Here is a 21,143-nt window from a genome sequence, read left to right on the forward strand (position 1 = left end):
ACGCTTAACTTCTCGCATGGTCGGGGATACGACTCCCTCCCTGCTTTCAGTCATCACATACACCAGTATGCTCCGCTTCCGGCTTCCACCAAATCCCCTGAATACAAACGCTTTCGCTCGATTTGTGTACAGCAGGATTCACGTCCTACCCGAAAAGGGGACTCGTGGTTTCCTGCTTATTTTGTGTGAAAATTAGTTTGTCTCAATATGTTTTTATACTATGCTTTTTTGAAAAGACGGCTTACCATTTTACCAAGTTCCATTAAAATAACGGCTGCCAAGGCTAGTCCTGCTGCAATTCCCCATTCGCTAAGACCGAATGTTTCTGGGATGGAGAAGATTTCGCGTGCACCTGGGAGTACTGTTATACCATATAAAACAAAGCATACCAGCACAGCATAAATGACATATTTATTACTGAAAAATCCTGCTTCAAAAGCGGTCTGCTTATTCGAGCGTGCCGCAAAAGTTTGCAAAGTCCGTGCTAGAATCAATGTTGTAAATGCCATCGCCACGCTAATTTCTGGCGAGTGTTGTAGCCCGATATATTGTGAAATAATAACCGCGACACCGATCAACAAACCACGCGTAATCACAGCTTGCATCGTACCACCTGCAAAAATGCCTTCTTTAATGTCCCGAGGCTTGCGCTCCATCACGTCTGGTTCTGCTTTTTCCATTCCGAGTGCAATCGCTGGCAAGGAATCGTTGACCAAGTTGATAAACAGCAATTGTAGCGCTGTAAATGGGTTAATCCAGTCAAAAACTAAAGCGAAAAGAATCGCAACAATCGCGCCTAAATTTCCTGCAAACAAATACGCAATCGCTTTTTTAATATTATCAAAAACAGTACGGCCAACTTCCACCGCACTTACAATGGAGACAAAATTATCATCCGTCAAGACCATCGCTGAAGCGTCTTTGGCAACATCTGTCCCGCTCCCCATTGCCACACCAATATCCGCCTGTTTCAAGGCCGGCGCATCGTTTACTCCATCGCCTGTCATCGATGTTACTTTACCTTTTTTCTGCCAAGCTTTTACAATCCGAATTTTATTTTCCGGAGATACGCGCGCGTAGACAGAAATATGCTCTAGTTTTTCATCCAGTTCTTGTTCTGACAATGCGTCTAGCTCTTGCCCTGTTAACGCAATATCGTCTTCTGCCATCAAGCCAATATCCCGTCCAATCGCTTGCGCTGTCGTTTTATGGTCTCCTGTAATCATTACCGTCCGAATGCCAGCTTTCTTCGATTCCTCAATCGACGCATAGACCGCTTCACGTGGTGGATCAATCATAGCCGTCAAACCAACCAACACCAAATCATGCTCATCATCTAAATCAATATCCGCCTGCGAACGATTCAACCGCTTATACGCATAAGCCAATACCCGCAACGCCTGATTGGAGAACCGCTCATTGGCTTCCATCAAACTCGCCCTCAATTCTTCCGTCAACGGCTGCTCTTTCCCATCCAAAAACACTTGGCTACAACGCGAGAACACAACATCAGGCCCACCTTTTGTCAACATCGCTTTTTGCTCACCAAACATATGCACCGTCGACATCAACTTCCGTTCCGAGTCAAAAGGAATCTCCGCCTCACGCATGTAGCGTTCTCTAATTTCATTATAATCCTTGTTGTTCTTATTACTAAACGCAATCAGCGCAACCTCCGTCGGGTCACCCAATTCCAAGCCTTCTTCATTAATATTCGAGTCATTACAAAGCACCGCGATATGAATCAAACGACGTTCTCCCTCCGACCACATATCTGGCGTGTTTGGAAAAACTTCTTGCGTCCCATCTGGCAAATAATAATCCACAACCGTCATCTTATTTTGCGTCAACGTTCCAGTCTTATCCGTACAAATGACACTCGTCGAACCTAGCGTCTCAACAGCAGGAAGCTTCCGAATAATCGCATGTCGCTTTGCCATCTTGTTCGTCCCGACCGACAGTACAATCGTCACAATCGACGATAAAGCTTCCGGAATCGCCGCAACAGCCACAGCTACTGCAAATATAAACGCATTCAAAATGGCCTCCGTCATGCCCCCACTGCCGCCACCAAGCCAAGCCCGTCCGGCCTCAATCGCAAAAATCAAAATACATAACAGCAAAATTCCGATTCCGAGTTTTTTACTAAAGCTCTCCAATTTTTGCTGCAACGGTGTTTGCTTCGCTTCTGCGCTTTCCAGCAAGCCAGCGATTTTTCCAATTTCCGTATCACTGCCCGTTCCCGTCACTACAAAAGCCCCGCGTCCGTAGACAACTAGTGCCCCGCTGAATACCATGTTTTTGCGATCACCTAAAGCCGCTTCCTCGCCAATCATCGCCACATGTTTCTCAACTGCTTCTGATTCTCCCGTCAGCATGCCTTCATCTACTTTCAGCGAACCACTCTCAATGATGCGGCCATCCGCTGGAATAAAATCTCCAGCATCCAGCAAAACAATATCGCCCCTCACGAGTTCCCGAGCAGGCAACGTTAACTTCTCGCTATTTCGAATTACTTTAGCCTCTGGTGCCGACATTTCCTTTAGCGCATCAAGCGAACCTTCTGCCTTCCGCGTCTGAACCACACTAATCACCGAATTCAAAATCAACACTGCAAATATAATGAGCGATTCTACAGCTTCGCCAAGCAAAATTTGCACAACTGCCGCTGCCAATAAAACGATAACCATAGGATCCTTAAATGTTTCTAAAAACAATTTCCAAAGCGGGTCTTTCAATTTATCCTTTAACTCATTATAACCATCCCGCTCTAACCGTAGCTTAACCTCCGCCGTTGATAACCCCGTTTTCGCAGAAGTGTCTAATTCTTCCAATACTTCCTCGGCTTCCTTCTGATACATATGCATACTCCAACCACCTTTTATATAGTATATCTTACATTATACCCAAAACAAGCACGTTTCACATAAAAAAATTTGAAATCCCTACAAATAAAATAGAAAAAATTACAAGTTGGATATCTCCACTTCAGTCGTAAGCTTCCGCACAACTAGCAACAGAATAATGTTCGTTTTTGTTATTTTCATCCCTCCTTTTGATTTATTTGTATATAATAGAATCATGCGACAGATTTTCTTAATATATATCCGAAAAAAATCTAAAAACATGGAAAGGAAGTTGACACATGCGAACAGATAAACTTTTACAAGGTGAAAAAGTGTTTTTGCGTCCGCTTAATGTGGAGGATTTAGACACTTACTATACTTTATTTTTTGACAGCGAGGTTAGGCGTTTAACTGGTACAAAACAAGTTTTTACGTATGCTCAAATCGAACATTACATCGCTAATAAATGGCAAGAAAACGATTCTGTGTTATTGCTGATTTGTCTGCAAAATACGGAGGAAGTTATCGGTGACATTGCGCTACAAGACATTGACCCAACGAATCGAAATGCCAATATGCGAATCGCGATTGGTCAAGCCAAACACCAAGGGCAAGGCTATGGCTCAGAAGCAATACAGCTATTACTCGAATACGGCTTTGGTATTTTGAATCTAAATCGCATTGAACTAAATGTTTTTGCTTACAATAAACAAGCTAGCCGAGCCTATGAAAAAGCAGGCTTCACGGTAGAAGGTATACAGCGCGAGGTTTTGTTTTATAATCACGAATATCATGATTCTATCTCGATGAGCATCCTCGCCCGCGAGTTTCGGGAAAAATATCGAAAGTAAGAAAACAGATAAAACACGCCATGTCTCCGAATCGCTTCAAGACATGGCTTGCTTTTCTGACATTGCATATATCCTATTTCACATCTATACTGTTAATCTGCTTTGCTGGGGTCCCTGCTACAATGACGTTATCAGGTACATCTTTTGTCACCGTAGAACTGGCAGCAACCACCGAATTTTCTCCTACTGTTATACCGGGCAATATGGTTGCATTAGCTCCAATCCATGCGTTTTTCTTAATACAGATAGGGGCCACTCTCAATCCGCGCCTATTCTCAAGATCCATTAAGTGATTGACTGTTATCAATGTTGCACCGGGACCTATCAATACCTCATCCTCAATTATAATCCCTCCTAAATCCACAAAAGTAACATTCTGATTAATAAAAATATTTTTTCCAAACGTAATATGTTTTCCGAAGTCACTATAAAAAGGGCAGGAAATATCTACGGAAGGATTCACCGCTTTTCCAGTAATTTCTTCCAAATAGCGCAATATTTCTTCTTTCGTATGATAATGTGTGTTCAACTCTATGATTAATCGCTCATTATTCTGCTTGGCTAAATGGATTTCTTTATAAAGAGCTGAGCCCTTGAGAACATCTTTTCCAATTATTTTGCTTTGTAAATCTAAACCAGACATATACTCCCTCCTAAAATAAATCATTTACTACCCTAATTATATATGGAAAAGGTATAATTGAATAAGACCTATAATATATATCTACCTATTCGTTTTATCTATAGAAAGGACTGGACCAATGGAACTTCGCGTTTTAAATTATTTTTTAACCGTTGCAAGAGAAAAAACAATTAGCAGAGCTGCCAAAGTACTTCATCTATCTCAGCCAACACTTTCCAAACAACTGAAAGAATTGGAGGAAACACTGGGGGTAAAGTTATTTATACGTGGAAGTCGCTTTATTACTTTGACAGACGATGGAATTTACCTAGTCAAAAAGGGAAAAGAGATATTATCTTTAGTTGAATCCACAACAGCTAATTTACTAAATGATAACAGTATTAGTGGTCAGATTGCTATTGGGGCAGGAGAAACAAGGGCTTTTGAATTCATTGGGCAGCTTTTGCGTGACTTAAGATTGAAACATCCAGATATTCATTTTCAGCTTTATAGCGGAAATTCAGATGATGTGTTAGAAAAAATCGATTATGGACTATTAGATTTCGGACTCGTCATTGATCCAGTAGAAAAACAAAAATATGATTATCTGCAACTACCTTTAGTAGATCACTGGGGGATTTTAGTTAGCGCTTCACATCCGTTAGCAAAAAACAAATATATCACTCCTGCAGATATTCAAGGCACTCCTTTACTAGTTTCCAATCAATCTTTGGTTGACAACCAGCTATCCGAGTGGCTTGGAGCTAGTGCAGATTATCTCAATATCGTGGGCACCTATAATTTACTTTATAATGCTTCCCTTTTAGTAAAAGAAAACATGGTGAGTGCTCTTTGCATTGATGGCATTATAAATACAGCAGGTACCAACCTGATATTTATTCCATGCTCGCCTTCTCTAATCGTCACTGTTAATATTATTTGGAAAAAAAAATCAAATCTTTTCAAATGCCTCCAAAGCATTTTTGCAATTAATTCATAATGTCTAGGAGAGTGTTGTATGGGTTGTAGCATAGCCAAAACACATAATGCTTGTTAGTATATGTAAAATACTCTAAAATAATGTTAACGCTTTAAAAAGGAGGATTTACAATGAAACACATAAAAAAAGAATTTATACTTGATTGCAGCCCTGCTCTGGCTTGGGAATTAGTTGTTAATCGAAGCAAATATGAGAAGTGGGCAGCTGCTTTTCAGGAGGGTTCTACTTACACTGGTGATATGGGGCTCGATGAAACGGTTCATTTTGTTGATACTTCGGGCAATGGTTTGGTTTCTAAAGTAGTTGTTTTTGAGCCAGAAAAAGAAATCAAATTTTCCTTTTTAGGCGAAATCACTGATGGGAAATATGTTGAAGTCGCTGCATTTGCAGATATGCTGGAGCATTATGTATTTGAACCCGTTGGCAACCAGACAAAAATGTTCGTAGATGTCGCCATGGATGATAAATATTATGACATGATGAATGAAATGTGGGACCGAGCCGGAATTGAGCTCGTAAAACTAAGCAAATAATAAATAGACTAGGAAGGCCCCTCGTGCCACGGAGAAAATGGCATGAGGGGCCTTCTATTGTATAAAACCTATGTTTTAAATGAAAAACCTGTCCGTGTCACCAAACCTCAGCCTGTCGACAAATGCACAGATTCTAAGCAAGGACTAGCCCTTCACTTCGTTCACGCTTATATTGGAACTGTAACTCGTTACGCGTCGAACAGTTCCAACAACGCGGAGCGTACTCAGGTACGTTGACTGAAAACAGGGAGAGAGTCGTATCCTCGACCATGTGAGAAGTTATGCGTAGCGCAGCGTAGAAGAAGCTTTTAACGACGAAGCTGGGTGTTTGTCGATACGCTGAGAGCCTTTATTTATTGTTTCCTGCGCCAATACCAAACCGTTGCAAACGTGGTACCAAAAATGAGAATTGATCCTGCGAGTAAGTAGCGCAGTTCATTTAGGTCGCCTGTATGCGGAAGGGTTGGCTGATTGGTTTTAAATGTTGTTCGTTTTGTAGGCGTTGGTTTAACGCTATTCAAGGTTGTTGGCTTTACTGGTTTTGTTAGATGCGTTGGCGTAATAACTGGTTTCGTGGGTTGAATCGTCGGTTTGGTTGGTGGTATGACTATTTTTGTATCGGTTACGACGACTGTTACTGGCGCTGTGCTACGTTCTGGGATTGCTACTTGTTTCAGTGTTGGGTCCAAGTTGTAGCCTTTCGGCGGGCTGATTTCTTTAACGTAGTAAACACCTGGAACTAGTTTTGGAAAATGAACTTTGCCGTCAGTTCTTGTGATTCCCTTATTGATCATTTTCTTGTCATTGTTTAGAATGCTGTAGGTTGCACCTTTTAGTGAAATATTCTGATCATCACGGTCTATTTTATGAACGAGAATACTGCCATAGTCTTTTTGATTGGTGCATGTAACTTCTTTTACTTCCTTTTGATTAAATGTAATGGTGAATGGAATTGGCGTCTTGTCTAACAAATATCCTTTTGGCGCGATTTTCTCCTGGAAGTAGTAGTCACCTGGTGTTAGGTTGGTTGCGCCTAGCTCGCCTAGTTCGTTGCTCATCAGATTTTCCTTTACAAGGTTACCACTGACATTATATAGATCAAAAACGACACCGGCCAATCGTACTTTTGTTTCTGCATCTGTCTTGGTTAGTTTCACAGATCCTGGAATCATGGTGTTTGGCATGTCCACTTCTACTTCGTCTTGTTGTGATGGTACGATAGTAAATGGTACTGGTGTTATATCGATTTCGTAACCGATTGGTGCTTGGGTTTCGATGAACTGATAGTCTCCAGGTGGCAGTTCCGTGGTTTCAATTTTGCCATCTTCATTGGTTGTTAGATTTTCTTGTACTGTGGTACCATCTTTATCTGTGACTTTGAAAACAGCGCCAAATAAATGATTGTCTTTGTTCACACTATCTGCTTTTGTAAGTGCTGCTTTGCCGCGAATGAGTTCGTTTACGTAGTTGATAAGCAGTGTTTGTTCTTGGCCTTTTTCGATGGTGAACGACAGTGGTTTGATTGGGAGTTGGTAGTTAGTTGGTGCTTCGGTTTCCATCAATTCATAGTCGCCTGGAACTAGGTTATCAATGTGGATATCCCCTGTTTCATCAGTTGTAAAAGTGGTTCCTATTGGGGCACCAAGTTGGAGTGATTTCAAGCTGAATTTAGCACCTTTTAGCGCTTGTCCGCGGTTAATGCTATCCACTTTATGAATGCGCACAGAACCGGTGAGCAGTGTATTCGTTGCCTCTAGTTGCAATGCCTCGTCTTGCGCTTTTGTAATCGTAAATTTGATAAAACTACTATCTAACTGATAGTATTGCGGCGCGGTTGTTTCTTGTAGCATATAGTCTCCTGGATCAAGGCCTGGAATAATTATTTTTCCAAATACGTCGGTCGTTAAGCCTTCTTGTAATGTGCTACCCTCGGCGTCCGTTAATCGATAAACGGCTCCCGCCAGAGCTTCTCCTGAGGCACTGTCTGTTTTGGATAAAGATACAGTTCCTGGAATAATCGCGTTGAAGGCTTCTACTGAAATCGGTGTTTGCTGCCCTTTAACGATTGTAAACAGTACTGGCGCCGTATCTAGGTAGTAGCCTGTTGGTGCTACTGTTTCGATAAATTGATAGTCACCAGGTGGTAAATCATTGACGCTAATAAGACCGTCGGAACCGCCAACGAGGTTATCTTGTATGATATCACCATCTTTGTTTAACAATTTAAATGTAGCACCTGCAATCGGTGTTTTTGTTTTTTTTATCTAATTTTTCCAGAATCACACTGCCTGGTGTTAATGTGTTTGTTTTTTCGACGACCGTTGTTTCTTGCTGGGATTTGGTGATGGTGAATGGCACTGGGGTTGCGTCCAGAATATAGCCGAATGCTGCGCTTGTTTCGACAAATCGGTAATCGCCTGGAGCTAAGTCTTGTGTTGTAATTTCGCCCTCATCATTCGTTACTAAACCAGATTGCACAACTTCACCTTGATTATTTTGAACATCAAAAGTAGCGCCTGCAATGTGTTGTAGTGGGTTTACGCTATCTTGTTTGATTAATTTGGCCTTGCCTTTGATAAGTTCGTTGGAATAAGTGATGTCTAATGCTTTCGTTTGATTTTTAGTAATTGTAAAATGGTAATCACTCGTTGGTAGCTCATAATCTTGCGGCGCTTTCGTTTCGGTAAGTTCATAATCGCCTGGAGCCAAACCATCGATAGAAAGGTCGCCATTTTCGTCAACTTCTAGGTCACTACGAACGATTTCACCGGTATCGCTTACTTTTAGGTCGAACTGAGCGCCAGTTAATTTTTGTTGGTCGTTCACGCTGTCGACTTTGTGTAGTGTGAATCCGCCGGTTTTTAATGTGTTGTCATGCGTGATTGCCAATGCTTCTTGCTGGGCCAGCGCGATACGGAATGGAATCGGTGTGCTATCAAGCTGATAAGCCTCTGGTGCACTGGTTTCAACTAAGAAATAATCGCCCGGATCAAGATTTTCAATCGTTAACTTACCGAATTCGTCAGTTTCTAAATCTGTTTGTAAAACTTGTTCATCCGCATCCAGTAGTTGGAAGGTGGCTCCTGCTAGCCCTTCTTTGGAAACATGATCTTGTTTTGTTAAAATAACCGTCCCTGGAACGACCGTGTCAAGCGCTGTCAATGCGACTTCTTGCTGTTGCGACTTCACAATCGTAAATGGAATCGCTGTATCATCTAAATAATAACCTGTTGGTGCGGTCGTTTCGACAAATTGATAGTTTCCAGGTGCTAAATTAGTCACGTGAATTTCGCCATTCTCGTCGCTCGTCAAATTGGCTTGCACGACATCACCATTAGCTTTTTGTAAAGAGAAGACGGCTCCAGAAAGCGCTAATTTGGACTTCTTATCTTTCTTGGTGAGCTTGACTCCGCCTGTTTTTAGCGTGTTTGTCATTGTTTTGGAAACGATGTTTGTGCTTGTTGTTGCTTTTGAAATCGTAATTGGAATTGGCGTTGTGTCTAGTTTGTAATCCGTTGGCGCCGCTGTTTCGACGAGTGAGTAGTTGCCAAGCGGTAAGTTCGGAATAACGAGTTTTCCTTGTACATCTGTTGTTAAATTCGATTGTAGTGTTGCCCCAGAACTATTTAATAATTTGAAAACCGCTCCGGATAATGGCATGTGTGTCACGCTATCTTCTTTTGTTAGAGAAATTGTTCCTAAAATAGGCGCATCATATGCCGTCACAGTGATTGGTGTTGTTTGTTTTGCTCCTATTGTAAAATTGTATGGCGTTGTATTTAGTTGGTATCCTTGTGGCGCAGTGACTTCTACGAAAGAATAACTTCCTGGTTCCAAATTCGTCAAATGAATTTTTCCATTCGCGTCGGTCGTCAGGTTATCTTGAACCACTGTGCCACCTCTCTTTAATTGGAAAACTGCTCCTGACAACGCGCTAGTCGTGTTGATTTCGTATTTTGTCAACGTCACTTCGCCGACATATAGACTATTTTTGACTGTAACATCTTTAGCCGTTTGAGCTAAATTTACCGTCGTACCTGCTTCCAAAGCATCCGAGATGACATAACCCGCCGGCGCGGCCAGTTCCTTCAAAATATAATTCCCGTAGCGCAAAGCTCCGAAAACCACTTTACCAGTACTATCCGTCAAGCCCGAACGTAACATAACCGTTCCCGTCGCATCGTATAATGCCATATTGGCTCCGGCAAGCGGTGTGGTACCCGTATTCGTCTTCGTTAGCGTAATTGTGCCACGAACTCCCGTCGCGCTACCTCCGCCGTCTGTGACCTTAACAACGACATCATATGCCGTCTCCACTAGCTCCGTCGTAATGTTACTACCAGCAAGTTTGATAGTATTACTAACTGTTTCTTTGTCATTCGCGTCAATAAACGAACTGTATTTCAAAATATATGCCGTCGAAATCGTACTCGCAAACGTTATTTTAAATTTCTGCGCTCCCGTCACATTATCCGTCGTGATTTCAAGCGTATAATCCGTCCCTTGCACCATCTCTGCGCCTTGCGTAAACGTCCCGTTGCTAGCTACCACCGTCTTATAAAGGTGAAATGAAGATGGAATCAATACTTGGTTACTTGTCGGTGTATCTACAATTGTTGCGTTTGAAATCGTTGACTGCCCAGCATTAATGTTCGCCGTCCAATCAATATTTTTACCATTTTGCGTACCCGACTTCGTAACATAGCTTCCACCACTTGGAATGTTCACCGTTCCCGTCCACGAAGCAAAATTCTGCGCACCATCTTTTAACGTCCCCGTGTTTTGATAAGAAGCCACAATCAACGTATCTGCAATGCTCGTCTTATACGTAATATAGTACGCCGTCTGAATACTATGATTAAAATGCACCGTAATCACATTTTCCGTCGTATCCAGCGTATACTCACTACTCGGCACAAGCCCACCGTCCGAATACGTATTCTGCCCCGAACCAAGCGTCATCTTATGCACTTCAATCGTATTCGGCAACAATTTCTGATTCGCCGGGATAGCATCCGTAAAAATCGGATCCGTCACAGTCAGCAAGTTGTAGTTCATGCCAACCGTCCACGTTAGCTCCTTCTTCTGTGCATTGTAGCTCCCCGACTTAAATCCATTGTTCTTCGTATAATCTCCCGGGTTTACATTCACCACTAACGAACTCGTATCCTCCCCATTAATCTCCGTCCATAAAATTGAAGCCACATTTTCAAAATTGTTCGGCGCCGTCACTTCCGAATAATTAAACGACGTCGTGTATGTCAACTTCAATGTATGTGTCATATTTTCCGCATAAGCACCAATGAACGTCACCAAAAAACCTTTTCCATCCGCGTTAAGCTCCAACTCGTAATCCGTCCCGAGAACCAACACACTATTCGCATTATTCATGTCTACTATTTTCACCGTATTTTGTAACAAGGTTAAGCCGCCCGAATTAAAACGATCCTTAATAAAAGCATGATTCATAATATAGTTGTTATTATTAATAATCTGCTCCCACTGCATCACTTTTGTATTATAGTTAATGCTCGTCGCTCGCTTACTAATATTGCCCTGCGTTACACCACGCGTCGAACTTACCGTCGTCGTATTCGTCGAACTCACCTGATTTGTCACATTAATATTACTCGTAATCAATCCTGTCGGTACCGTATCATACGTAATTACATACGCCCCACTAATCCCCTGGTTAAACTGCAAATTAAACCCGTTCTGCGTCGCATTAGATGTCGGCGTCACCGTATAAGCCGTAGAAGGCACCGTGCTACCAATCGTTGCTGCGCCAGTCCCATCAATGCTCACATTTTTCACAACAATCGAGCCTGGCACAAGTCCATACGTATTCGAAAACAAATCTCGAATAATCGCATTTGCCTGCGTAATCGTTGCCGTATCATAATTATAATTAACCGTCCAAGAAATTTTTTGCGTCTTCGAATCATACGTACTTGACTTATTCAGACGCTTTCCACGGTTAATCTTCACCGTCGAAGAAGCCGAAATCGCGGGATTCCCCGTACTGGTTAACGTCGCCTTATTCGTAAAACTCGTTTTCGTCAAATCCGTAATCGTCGTCGTATATCGCACCTCATACGCCTGAATCGTACTATCCACAAAATCAATTTCAAGCGTATTATTCGCATTCGGCACAATCGTGTACTCCGACGGGTCTGCCAATTCCCCTGCACTATTCGTCCCATCTATAAACACATTCAGCTTATACACTTTTATCGACGTTGGATCAAGCGATAAGCCGGCCTGCATCGTGTCTTTCAAAACTGCATTCTTAAGCAATTTCTGATTCCCATTCACCTGTACTTTCCAGTTAATCGAAGTGGGATTATACGTCGCATTTGCCACCCCCGCCTTCGCAATCGCCGTCCCACCAGTCGGTAAGAAATCCAGTGTGAACGTCGTCCCCTCATCTACCGGAAACGTAATTGTTTTCGTCGTGGTTCCAATCAGACGCTGCTTATCAAAATACGTATTAAAATGCAATTCCCCGTGAACCTCCGAGGATGTCTCCGCATTTTCATTAAACGTCAATGTCACCATATGATCCGTATTCACAACAAACGTCCCATACTCCCCAAGCGTCCCCGTAATCGGCGAATTAATTGCAAAAATAGTTGGTATCGCAAACGTATACGTATCACCGTTCTTCACATTAAGCGCATCAGGAAGCGCCCATTCAAACTGAATTTTGGCGGAAGAATCCACCGTTGGGCGGTTCTCATCCGTGTAAGGATTCCCATCACTATCCGTAAAAATAACATTCGTCAAAATATTTTCATCAATTACTCCGTTCACCGTCGCAACCGAAGCCTTTGCTTTTGGTGTCACCGCTTTCTTCGTATCTTTTTTCTCGGTATCCTCTTTCACCGTCTCTTTTTCCGGCGGCACTTCCGGCTCAGTAACCGGCGTCATCGTTTGCTGCAACGGGACTTGCAACGTCACCAACTGCGAACCAAGATCAAAGTCCAGCGGTAGCAACTTCTCTTTCGTATCACTCTGTAGCGTTGCCTGTAACACGATATCCCCGACCCGGTCTTCATCAAATATAGGCACATCTTTATTTAGCTGAATTTGCAAGACATGTTTTTCATTATCCACAGACCATTTGCCATAAGCCACATCATCAATTTTGAAATCTGCTTGCGATTCGCCCACGATATCTAGTGCTTCTGGGAGTGTCACTAAAATCTCTTTTCCCGCCAAACTCTCCCCACTCGCAATTTTCCAGTCATATCGCACATTTAGCTTACTCTCATGCAAAACAACCGGCTTAGACTTCTCCGTTATAACGTTCCCTTCCCCATCCTCCACTGTTGCTTGTGTAAAGAAATCCTGTTTCGCCGTTTCTAAATTCTCAGATTGCGCTGGCACAGCTGTTAAAACGGTGAAAGCTACGAGCATAACAGTGAGAACTGCCGCTAACACCTTTTTCATCACTTTTTCCCCTTTCGAATATACTTGCTTAAAGCTAACACTATCTATTTATAGATTGTAAAAATTATAGATATTTATACTTATTTTTTGTGATTTAAATTACAAACTCCTTCCTTCATTACCTCCTAATTATTATTTTCAAACACAGCACTCCAGTTTTTTAGTAAATAGCTCTTGAAAAAAGGCTAATAAATCCATTCAAGCTGTACTTTTTCGTTCATTATTGAACTTCAAAAATTTTAGGCAAAAAACACACTACATCCTAATAAAAAATGTAGTGTGCCTAGTATTATTGATTTCTAGCAAACTGCGCATTATGCAAGTTACGATACGTTCCTTGTTTTTCCATTAATTCTTCATGCGTCCCCTGCTCGGCGATTCCTGATTCATTCACCACGATAATCCGGTCGGCATGTTTAATCGTTGCTAAGCGGTGCGCAATAATCATTGTTGTACGCCCTTTGGCAAGTTCATCTAACGACTGCTGAATGACTAATTCTGTCTCCGTATCAAGTGCTGAAGTCGCCTCGTCAAGAATCAAGATTGGTGGATTTTTCAAGAACATCCTTGCAATCGCCAGCCGTTGCTTTTGCCCACCAGAAAGTTTCACGCCACGTTCACCGATAATCGTATCCAAACCGTTTGGCATTTCTTGCACGACTTTTTCCAGATGTGCTAATTTTACAACGTACCAAATCTCTTCTTCCGTCGCATCCAGCTTCCCATAGGAAATATTTTCACGAATTGTCCCAGAAAACAAAAACACATCCTGCTGTACCACGCCAATTTGCGTCCGTAAAGAATCCAGCGTCATCGCCTGAATATTAATCCCATCAATCGTAATCGCGCCATCCGTTACCTCATAAAACCGCGGCAACAAATTACAAATCGTCGTCTTTCCTGCACCAGATGGCCCCACAAAAGCAACCGTCTCGCCAGCCTTCACACGAAGATCAATCCCGTCCAGTACCGTTTTTCCAGAATCATATTGAAACGACACATGGTCATACACAATGTCTCCACGCAGCGCCCCAACATTTACAGCACCATCCCTATCCTTAATCGTTGGCTCCGTATCAATCACTTCAATAAATCGCTTAAATCCAGCAATCCCTTTCGGATAACTCTCAATCACCGCATTAATCTTCTCAATCGGCCGCATAAATACGTTCGTCAGCAAGATAAAACTTACAAACTGCCCGTAGGTAATCCCATCATTAATAACAAAATAAGAACCAAAAAACAATGCAAATAACGTAATCAAACGCATCAAAAAGTAGTTAAATGAAAAACTAAATCCCATCACCTTGTAAAACATTAATTTAGACTTACGATACGTCTGGTTTAACTTGCCAAAACGCTTACGTTCAAAATCCTCATTCGCAAACGCCTGCACCACACGCACACCACTAATCGCATTTTCCACACCAGCATTAAAACTACCCAGATCCTTGAAAATTTGCGTATTCACACCAGTCATTTTTTTATTAAAGAAAATAATTAGCACCGTCAAAATTGGCACTAAAATAATCGTCATCACTGCGAGTTTCACATTAATTGTCAACATCAACAAGAACGCTCCAACAAGCGACATAATCGAAATAAAAATATCCTCTGGCCCGTGATGCGCCACCTCGCCAATCTCAAACAAATCCGTCGTCATCCGTGACATCAACTTCCCTGTTTTCTGATTGTCATAATACTCAAACGGTTGCTTTTGCAAATGAGCAAACAGATCGCGCCGCATATCCGTCTCAATATTGAGCCCTAACTTATGCCCCCAGTAAGTCACAATATACTGCATAAACATATTCAAGAAATAAAAGAACAAAAGTGCCAAAGCCGCAGTCACGATTAAGCCCCAATCTCGGTCAGGTAGCAACTTGTCAATCACCTGATTCACGGCCACCGGAAACGCAAGCTCAAGCAGTGCCGCAATAACCGCACAACCAAAGTCGATTATAAATAAAAGCTTGTAAGGCTTATAATAACTAAAAAACCGTTTTAACATCAAAAACTCCCCTTTCCCACAGAAATACCATTATAACAAATAAAAGCACCCCTGCCTAGTTGAGAGCTATTCTCAATTAAAAAATCACATTTTCCTGAATCACATCTAACTTTTTAATAATAATATACCGCCGTTGCATCGCGATAACACCTTCCGCTTTCAACTGCTGAAAAATACGGTTCACACTACTCGCCGAATTAATCCCACAAAAGTGCCCAATCTCCTCATTACTCACCAAAAAATCAATCAAAAACTCATCTTTGTCTATCTCCACGCCAAATAATTTATACATTTCATAAAGTTGCGTACAAATCGCACCTAGCTTACCATTCATCAACATTTGCTGCATCTTCTTAATCGACTCCACCAAGCGCGTACGATAATAATCTTTCACATAAATTTGCAAATCCGCATTTCCATTCACATCTTTCCAAAATCGAACCCGATCAATACGATACAATTCCGCACGATCTGACTCCACACGAATATTAAAAGGTGCATTCGCAAACTGAGAATACTCATCCTTTAGCAACGACACAATGTCCATTTTATTAATATACGCCAAGTTAAATTCCCGACCATCCCTCGAAATAATGCTCGTCTTAATAATCCCACTTTTTAATATATATACATACGAATCTTCCAATCCTTCGTAAGTTAAATATTTTCGTTTTCCTCTCGTAACTACTGGAAAATCGTTGGCACTCACATACTCACTAAGAATATCATGATTCATTTTCCATCCTCCCTTTCTAGCAACTTTCGCGCCCGTTTATTTATCATACAAAATTATAACTCATTTATTCGCAACATTTGTTATACATTTTTGTTTATATCATACCAGTTTAGCAAATCAAAAAGTATCCCGATGAAAATACCCCTATAATAATGCTTGTTATTCGCATAAATTACAAGAAGAAAGGGATTATATCGCATGAAAGAAAAATTATTTAATCAAGGCTTTGTTTTAATCACACTCATTAACTTCGTTGTGTACCTCGTCTACTATTTATTAATGGTTATCATCGCCGTCATCGCCCAAGAAGAACTAAATGCCTCACTAGGGGTTGCAGGTTTTGCCTCAGGTATTTACATTCTCGGTACGCTTCTAGCTAGACTCTACATGGGCAAAAAATTAGAATTATTCGGTCGAAAACGCGTTTTACGATATGGCATTCTGTTCTTTCTAATCACAACAATAGCTTACATGTACATGCCTTCCATCTCCGTCATGTTCCTTATTCGCTTTTTAAACGGTTTTGCATACGGAACTACTTCCACCGCCACCAATGCCATCGTCACTTCCTATATTCCGAAATCAAGAAGCGGTGAAGGAATCAATTATTACGGACTCAGCACAAGTTTAGCCGCAGCAATCGGGCCATTTATCGGGATGATTTTATTAAGCACGACAAGTTTTTATACCATTATCATTTTTTCTACCATCCTTGTATCCCTAACAACCATCCTTTGTTTCTATCTCCCAGTAAAAAATATCGTTTTAACACCCGAACATCGAAAAGCATTAAAAACATGGACACTATCCAGCTTTGTGGAATTTAAAGTATTGCCAATCGCCTTTGTCGCCTTTTTAATGGGCACCTCTTATTCTACCGTCCTTACTTTTCTCGCTTCCTATGCTAGAGAAATCAACTTAATAAGTGCCGGCACCTTCTTCTTCGTTGTATACGCACTAGTCATTACTTTTACAAGACCGATGTCCGGAAAAATATTCGACACCAAAGGAGAAAAATTTGTGATGTATCCAAGTTATCTTTTTTTAGCCGTGGGACTATTTGTTTTAAGTACAGCATCCACAAGCTTTATCTTGCTTCTTTCTGGCGCTCTCATCGGCTTAGGCTACGGCACTTTTATGTCGAATGGGCAAGCCGTTAGTTTGAAATCATGCGAACCACACCGAATCGGTATTGCCTTATCCACCTACTTTATTGGGCTTGATTTAGGCTTAGGAATCGGACCTTACATCATGGGAGAAATCCACCACGTTTTATCTTTCCAAGGCCTGTATATTCTAGCAGGAATCATCGCTCTAGCTTGCATTTTTGTCTATATGTATTTTTCAAGCGTTACAACAAAATATGTAAAAGGAAGTGAAGAACAATGAACCCCAATCATGTCCTCCTCATCACAGCAGCCGGCTATATCATAGGTACCCAATTAGCAAACGACGAAAAAAAAACAATCCCTATTACTAGAAGACGTCCACATTAACAACACGACACAACGATTAATCGATCACTTTGAAAGCCTAGAAATCGCAAAAGAACATGTCATTGGTTTTAAATCAATGTCCAACGACGATTCACGAAACCTGATTGCTAGATGGCAGTCCGATTACTTCACTACTTCTTGATATCAGAAAAGCATTGCGTTTTTACGCAATGCTTTTCTTGTTTTTTTTACGCTTAAACGGAATCATTGCAATGGCTCCAAAAATCGTACAACTATAATACGTAATTAACCGCCATAAAATCAATGCCATCACAAGCTTCTCAGGACTTAAAACCATCTCAAAAAACGATGTAAAGCTATACTCCGCGCCACCAGTCCCACCAGGCGTTGGAATAGAAGAAGACAGTTTCATCACAAACGCGTGATACGTCATCGTCGTCATTAAACTAACGTCCGTAACCCCCAAGCTTAGCAAGACAAAATACGGAATACTCAAATAAAACAATAATTGCACCGTCGTGTAGAAAATACATTCCCAAATCAAGCGCGTATTCCCACTAAAACGGACACTTTCTTCATGGAACGACGCAATTTTGCTATCCGCATTTTCACGAATACCTTCACGACGCTCCTTCTTAATAAAAAGCAAGACCGGCTTCAGCAAAACATGCACGATCGCCGCAGCCACCCGCTCACTTTTTGCAACGGTAACTAGGCCGACAATTACGCCTAAATTAATCACAAAGCCAATCAAAATCAAATACTTAATTTCAAAAGTCGTATGTCCCAATAACGGAAACCCAACAATCAAAAAGAATATAAACGTTGCTACAATCATCGCTTGATAAATAATAAATTTAATCAACAACACCGAACTCGCCAAACCAATATCGATACCACGACGCGTTAGCAAATAAAGCTGCGCTGGCTGACCACCACTCGCAAACGGCGTCACCGAATTAAAAAATTGCCCAACCATCGTAATCCGAAACGATGTCCCCATTCTCAGCGTAGGATCTGCCTGCTTGCCAAAACGTTGCAAAACAAGAGCTTCCAACCACCAATACAAAAACATCGCCAGACAAGCCAGCCCAATATAGATTAAATTCACATTTTTCAAAACATCGAAAACAACATTCCATTTGACATTACGAAATTGGAAAAAAATAAACCCAACACTAATCGCAACAACAAGTAAAATACTGAGAACGTGTCGGCTTGTATTTTTACCCATTGTCCTCTATCCTTTCAAAAGCCCATCATAAAACTGTTGCCATAAACCAATTAGTCTAGCTTCCGAATAATAGGCTGCACCTTTTTTGGCTGCCTCTTTAGCATCTTGTAAATAAGCACTATCTGTTGACATCCGCTCCAATTGTGCTTTAAATCCTGCCACATCAGACGCTTGCAAATAATTTCCCGCAAGAATGCCTTCATACAGCTCCAAATCACGCAACAACACAGGAAGTCCGCTACTCATACCTTCTAAAATCGCCATCGGAAATAGCTCATTAAAAGACGGTAGAAACAGCACATCCGCCATATTATAATACGTATTCATATCTGCGCGCTCCACAATACCTGGGAATGTCACATTCGCCGGTGGATGGTCATAAATCTCTTTCAATTCCTTATAACCCGCCGTAATTTTGCCAAAAGAAAAACCGCCAGCCCAAATGAATTGCATCTCAGGTAGCTGTTTCGCCACTTCAATAAAATCAAGCACGCCTTTACGATGTTGCACTTGCCCAACACCAATCGCAATAAACGCTTCTTCATCCAGTCCATGAGCCCTGCGCAACGCTTTCTTCTCCTCCGTAGTCACCGGATAAAACGTTTTTGCCGACACAAAATTCGGTATGTATTTAATTTTCTCCTCTGGAATCCCATACGCTACGAGTTGTGGAATAAACGACGGGTTCACCACTACAAGCACGTCCATCCGCTTATAAAACCAAATCACATACTTATAAAAAATCTTCTTCGCAATCCAAGGAAGTTCCAAACTCTCATCCAACGTCTCCGGCAAGAAATGGACATAACCAACCTTCACGCCTCGCTTCTTCTTTGCAAACGTCGATAAAAAAAAACGGAAAATCAATCGTATGGTAATGCGTGATCTCCGACTTGCGATATGTATTAATAGCAATATCGTACTTATCTGCATGATGCGTCGTCATTAAATTCACTAATTCTCTATAAGCAGAAGCTACCCCCTGGCCTTTCACTTTCTCCGCAGAGGATAGCATCGTAATTCTATTCATGGTATTTTCTCACTTTCTTATCACGTTTTTGAAGTACTTCCGTCGGGATGGTTAACACGTAATTACTCATTGGATAATCACGATCCAATCTGTCGTACATCCGTTCTTTCGTCCAACCATAGTTCGCGCAAGTTTCCGAATACAATTGCTCAATATTCGCACCAAACTGCTCTGCTGAAAACTTCTCAATATGTTGATACGCATTGCTTACTAATTCGCGCGCAACTTCCGGCCGTTCCAACACATCCACTACCATCGCCGGTAACTCCCAATCCGATGTGAAACTCCGCCCCGTTTGACGGTCCAAAATCAAATCCTCATTACTAAGATCTGCTTTTGCGATGACTGGAATACCCGAAGCCATTGCCTCAATGTACGTCATGCCTTGTGTCTCCGATGTCGAAGCACTCACAAACACCTGTCCTAACCGATAAAATCTACCAATCGTTTCCCAATCTTGTTCACCAGCAAAGATGACCGATTGTGAAACGCCTTCTGTAAACGCCAATTCCTCAAGATCTTTACGTGCTGGACCATCGCCAACGATAAGCAATTTCGCATTAGGCACACGCTCCAAAATACTTGGAAAAGCGCGTACAATGATGTCAATGCCTTTTTCTTGAGCGACACGGCCAATAGATACAATGACTTTATCCGTCTCAGCAATACCAAGCTGCGCCTTTACTTCGGCTACTTCTTGTTTACTAAAGCGATCCGCTTGGAACGACTTGAATTCCGTTCCTGTTGGAATAATTCGGATATGATTCGTTACCCCATAGCGTCGTAAGGAAGACTGTACCTTCTCTGTCGGTACAATAACAGTATCCATCGACTCGCAAAAAGCCCGACTAAGCCGTTGCACGACACCTTGCGTAATCAATTTTCCTTTACCAATATAGTGCAAGTAATCCTCATACATCGTGTGGTACGTGTGCAAAACAGGAAGATGGAATTTCTTTGCCATTTTCTTTCCGATCAGCCCCATTGAAAACTCCGTATGGGTATGAATGACATCAATCTCCAATCGCTTAATCAAATGCGCTACTTTCTGTGTTCCTGCAATCGCGATTCGCCGTTCAGGAAAAAACACAAACGGAATGCTTGAAAAACGGAATACCTTGCCTTCTTCCGCCACCAAGTCAGCCTGTGGATCTGAGGTCGTAAATATATATACATTGTGTCCTCGTTTTGTTAACTCTTTTTCCATCGTTTTAATTGATGTTGCAACACCGCTAATCTGCGGAAAAAAAGTATCTGTAAAAATACCTATGTTCACTGTTTTCGCCTTCCCTCCACACCATGATACGTCACCATCGTGCCTTTGCTATAAGCCCAGCGTGTCGACCAACGCCCCATTTTCGTCGTTAAAAA

Annotated in this window: 11 protein-coding genes and 3 pseudogenes; 5 read left to right on the forward strand and 9 right to left on the reverse strand. The window is 41.7% G+C overall.

Annotation, left to right across the window (positions count from 1 at the left end; genetic code table 11):
* Nucleotides 1–218 precede the first annotated feature (218 nt).
* A complete protein-coding gene (locus PRIP_RS13155) occupies nucleotides 219–2,867 on the reverse strand; it encodes a cation-translocating P-type ATPase (RefSeq protein ID WP_036101585.1) in 2,649 nt (882 codons plus the stop codon).
* A gap of 278 nt (nucleotides 2,868–3,145) precedes the next feature.
* Here PRIP_RS13155 and PRIP_RS13160 point away from each other — a divergent pair, with 278 nt between their 5' ends.
* Complete coding sequence (locus PRIP_RS13160; protein WP_036101587.1) at nucleotides 3,146–3,697, forward strand: GNAT family N-acetyltransferase; 552 nt, start codon at nucleotides 3,146–3,148, stop codon at nucleotides 3,695–3,697.
* 73 nt (nucleotides 3,698–3,770) lie between these two features.
* Here the strand turns inward: PRIP_RS13160 and PRIP_RS13165 are convergent, their stop codons facing one another.
* A complete protein-coding gene (locus PRIP_RS13165; protein WP_036101589.1) occupies nucleotides 3,771–4,340 on the reverse strand; it encodes a DapH/DapD/GlmU-related protein in 570 nt (189 codons plus the stop codon).
* 118 nt (nucleotides 4,341–4,458) lie between these two features.
* On the opposite strand from PRIP_RS13165, the pseudogene PRIP_RS13170 reads away from it, so the two are divergent.
* Nucleotides 4,459–5,326: pseudogene (locus PRIP_RS13170) on the forward strand (LysR family transcriptional regulator).
* Between the two features lie 103 nt (nucleotides 5,327–5,429).
* Nucleotides 5,430–5,852: an SRPBCC family protein gene (locus PRIP_RS13175; protein ID WP_036101590.1), complete on the forward strand. Its 423-nt coding sequence runs from the start codon at nucleotides 5,430–5,432 to the stop codon at nucleotides 5,850–5,852.
* A gap of 353 nt (nucleotides 5,853–6,205) precedes the next feature.
* Here the strand turns inward: PRIP_RS13175 and PRIP_RS13180 are convergent, their stop codons facing one another.
* The 4 genes from PRIP_RS13180 to PRIP_RS13190 form a co-directional block, all read right to left on the reverse strand.
* The gene (locus PRIP_RS13180; protein ID WP_052008933.1) at nucleotides 6,206–8,074 is read right to left on the reverse strand and encodes an MSCRAMM family protein; all 1,869 of its coding nucleotides are present in this window, start codon (nucleotides 8,072–8,074) and stop codon (nucleotides 6,206–6,208) included.
* A 1-nt stretch (nucleotide 8,075) separates the two neighbouring features.
* Entirely contained in the window at nucleotides 8,076–13,304 is a 5,229-nt protein-coding gene (locus tag PRIP_RS16435; protein ID WP_052008934.1) for a SpaA isopeptide-forming pilin-related protein, read from the reverse strand.
* 289 nt (nucleotides 13,305–13,593) lie between these two features.
* Nucleotides 13,594–15,315, reverse strand: coding sequence for an ABC transporter ATP-binding protein (locus PRIP_RS13185; protein WP_036101592.1), 1,722 nt, complete (start codon nucleotides 15,313–15,315; stop codon nucleotides 13,594–13,596).
* Between the two features lie 76 nt (nucleotides 15,316–15,391).
* Entirely contained in the window at nucleotides 15,392–16,051 is a 660-nt protein-coding gene (locus tag PRIP_RS13190; protein WP_036101593.1) for a Crp/Fnr family transcriptional regulator, read from the reverse strand.
* 198 nt (nucleotides 16,052–16,249) lie between these two features.
* Between PRIP_RS13190 and PRIP_RS13195 the strand changes: the two genes are divergently transcribed.
* A complete protein-coding gene (locus tag PRIP_RS13195) occupies nucleotides 16,250–17,440 on the forward strand; it encodes an MFS transporter (RefSeq protein WP_036101595.1) in 1,191 nt (396 codons plus the stop codon).
* Nucleotides 17,437–17,689, forward strand: a pseudogene (locus PRIP_RS17790) (hypothetical protein). Before PRIP_RS13195 ends, PRIP_RS17790 begins: the two are co-directional and overlap by 4 nt.
* A gap of 21 nt (nucleotides 17,690–17,710) precedes the next feature.
* On the opposite strand, the gene PRIP_RS13200 reads toward PRIP_RS17790, so the two are convergent.
* The 3 genes and pseudogenes from PRIP_RS13200 to PRIP_RS13210 all read right to left on the reverse strand — a co-directional run bounded on the left by PRIP_RS13200 (nucleotide 17,711) and on the right by PRIP_RS13210 (nucleotide 21,048).
* Nucleotides 17,711–18,742 (reverse strand): lysylphosphatidylglycerol synthase transmembrane domain-containing protein, encoded by a 1,032-nt coding sequence (locus PRIP_RS13200; RefSeq protein ID WP_036101597.1) that lies wholly within the window; start codon nucleotides 18,740–18,742, stop codon nucleotides 17,711–17,713.
* A gap of 6 nt (nucleotides 18,743–18,748) precedes the next feature.
* Nucleotides 18,749–19,772, reverse strand: a pseudogene (locus tag PRIP_RS13205) (glycosyltransferase family 4 protein).
* Nucleotides 19,765–21,048, reverse strand: coding sequence for a glycosyltransferase family 4 protein (locus PRIP_RS13210; RefSeq protein WP_052008935.1), 1,284 nt, complete (start codon nucleotides 21,046–21,048; stop codon nucleotides 19,765–19,767). The pseudogene PRIP_RS13205 and the gene PRIP_RS13210 overlap by 8 nt, the downstream one beginning before the upstream one ends.
* Between the last annotated feature and the right edge of the window lie 95 nt (nucleotides 21,049–21,143).

The sequence above is a fragment of the Paenilisteria riparia FSL S10-1204 genome, assembly GCF_000525995.1.
Lineage (GTDB): Bacteria > Bacillota > Bacilli > Lactobacillales > Listeriaceae > Listeria_A > Listeria_A riparia.

Bases quoted from the DNA above. Each gene is read 5' to 3' on its own strand.
- PRIP_RS16435 (WP_052008934.1), bottom strand. From the start codon at position 13,304: ATGAAAAAGGTGTTAGCGGCAGTTCTCACTGTTATGCTCGTAGCTTTC.
- PRIP_RS13155 (WP_036101585.1), bottom strand. From the start codon at position 2,867: ATGCATATGTATCAGAAGGAAGCCGAGGAAGTATTGGAAGAATTAGAC.
- PRIP_RS13165 (WP_036101589.1), bottom strand. From the start codon at position 4,340: ATGTCTGGTTTAGATTTACAAAGCAAAATAATTGGAAAAGATGTTCTC.
- PRIP_RS13160 (WP_036101587.1), top strand. From the start codon at position 3,146: ATGCGAACAGATAAACTTTTACAAGGTGAAAAAGTGTTTTTGCGTCCG.
- PRIP_RS13200 (WP_036101597.1), bottom strand. From the start codon at position 18,742: ATGGGTAAAAATACAAGCCGACACGTTCTCAGTATTTTACTTGTTGTT.
- PRIP_RS13185 (WP_036101592.1), bottom strand. From the start codon at position 15,315: ATGTTAAAACGGTTTTTTAGTTATTATAAGCCTTACAAGCTTTTATTT.
- PRIP_RS13175 (WP_036101590.1), top strand. From the start codon at position 5,430: ATGAAACACATAAAAAAAGAATTTATACTTGATTGCAGCCCTGCTCTG.
- PRIP_RS13190 (WP_036101593.1), bottom strand. From the start codon at position 16,051: ATGAATCATGATATTCTTAGTGAGTATGTGAGTGCCAACGATTTTCCA.
- PRIP_RS13195 (WP_036101595.1), top strand. From the start codon at position 16,250: ATGAAAGAAAAATTATTTAATCAAGGCTTTGTTTTAATCACACTCATT.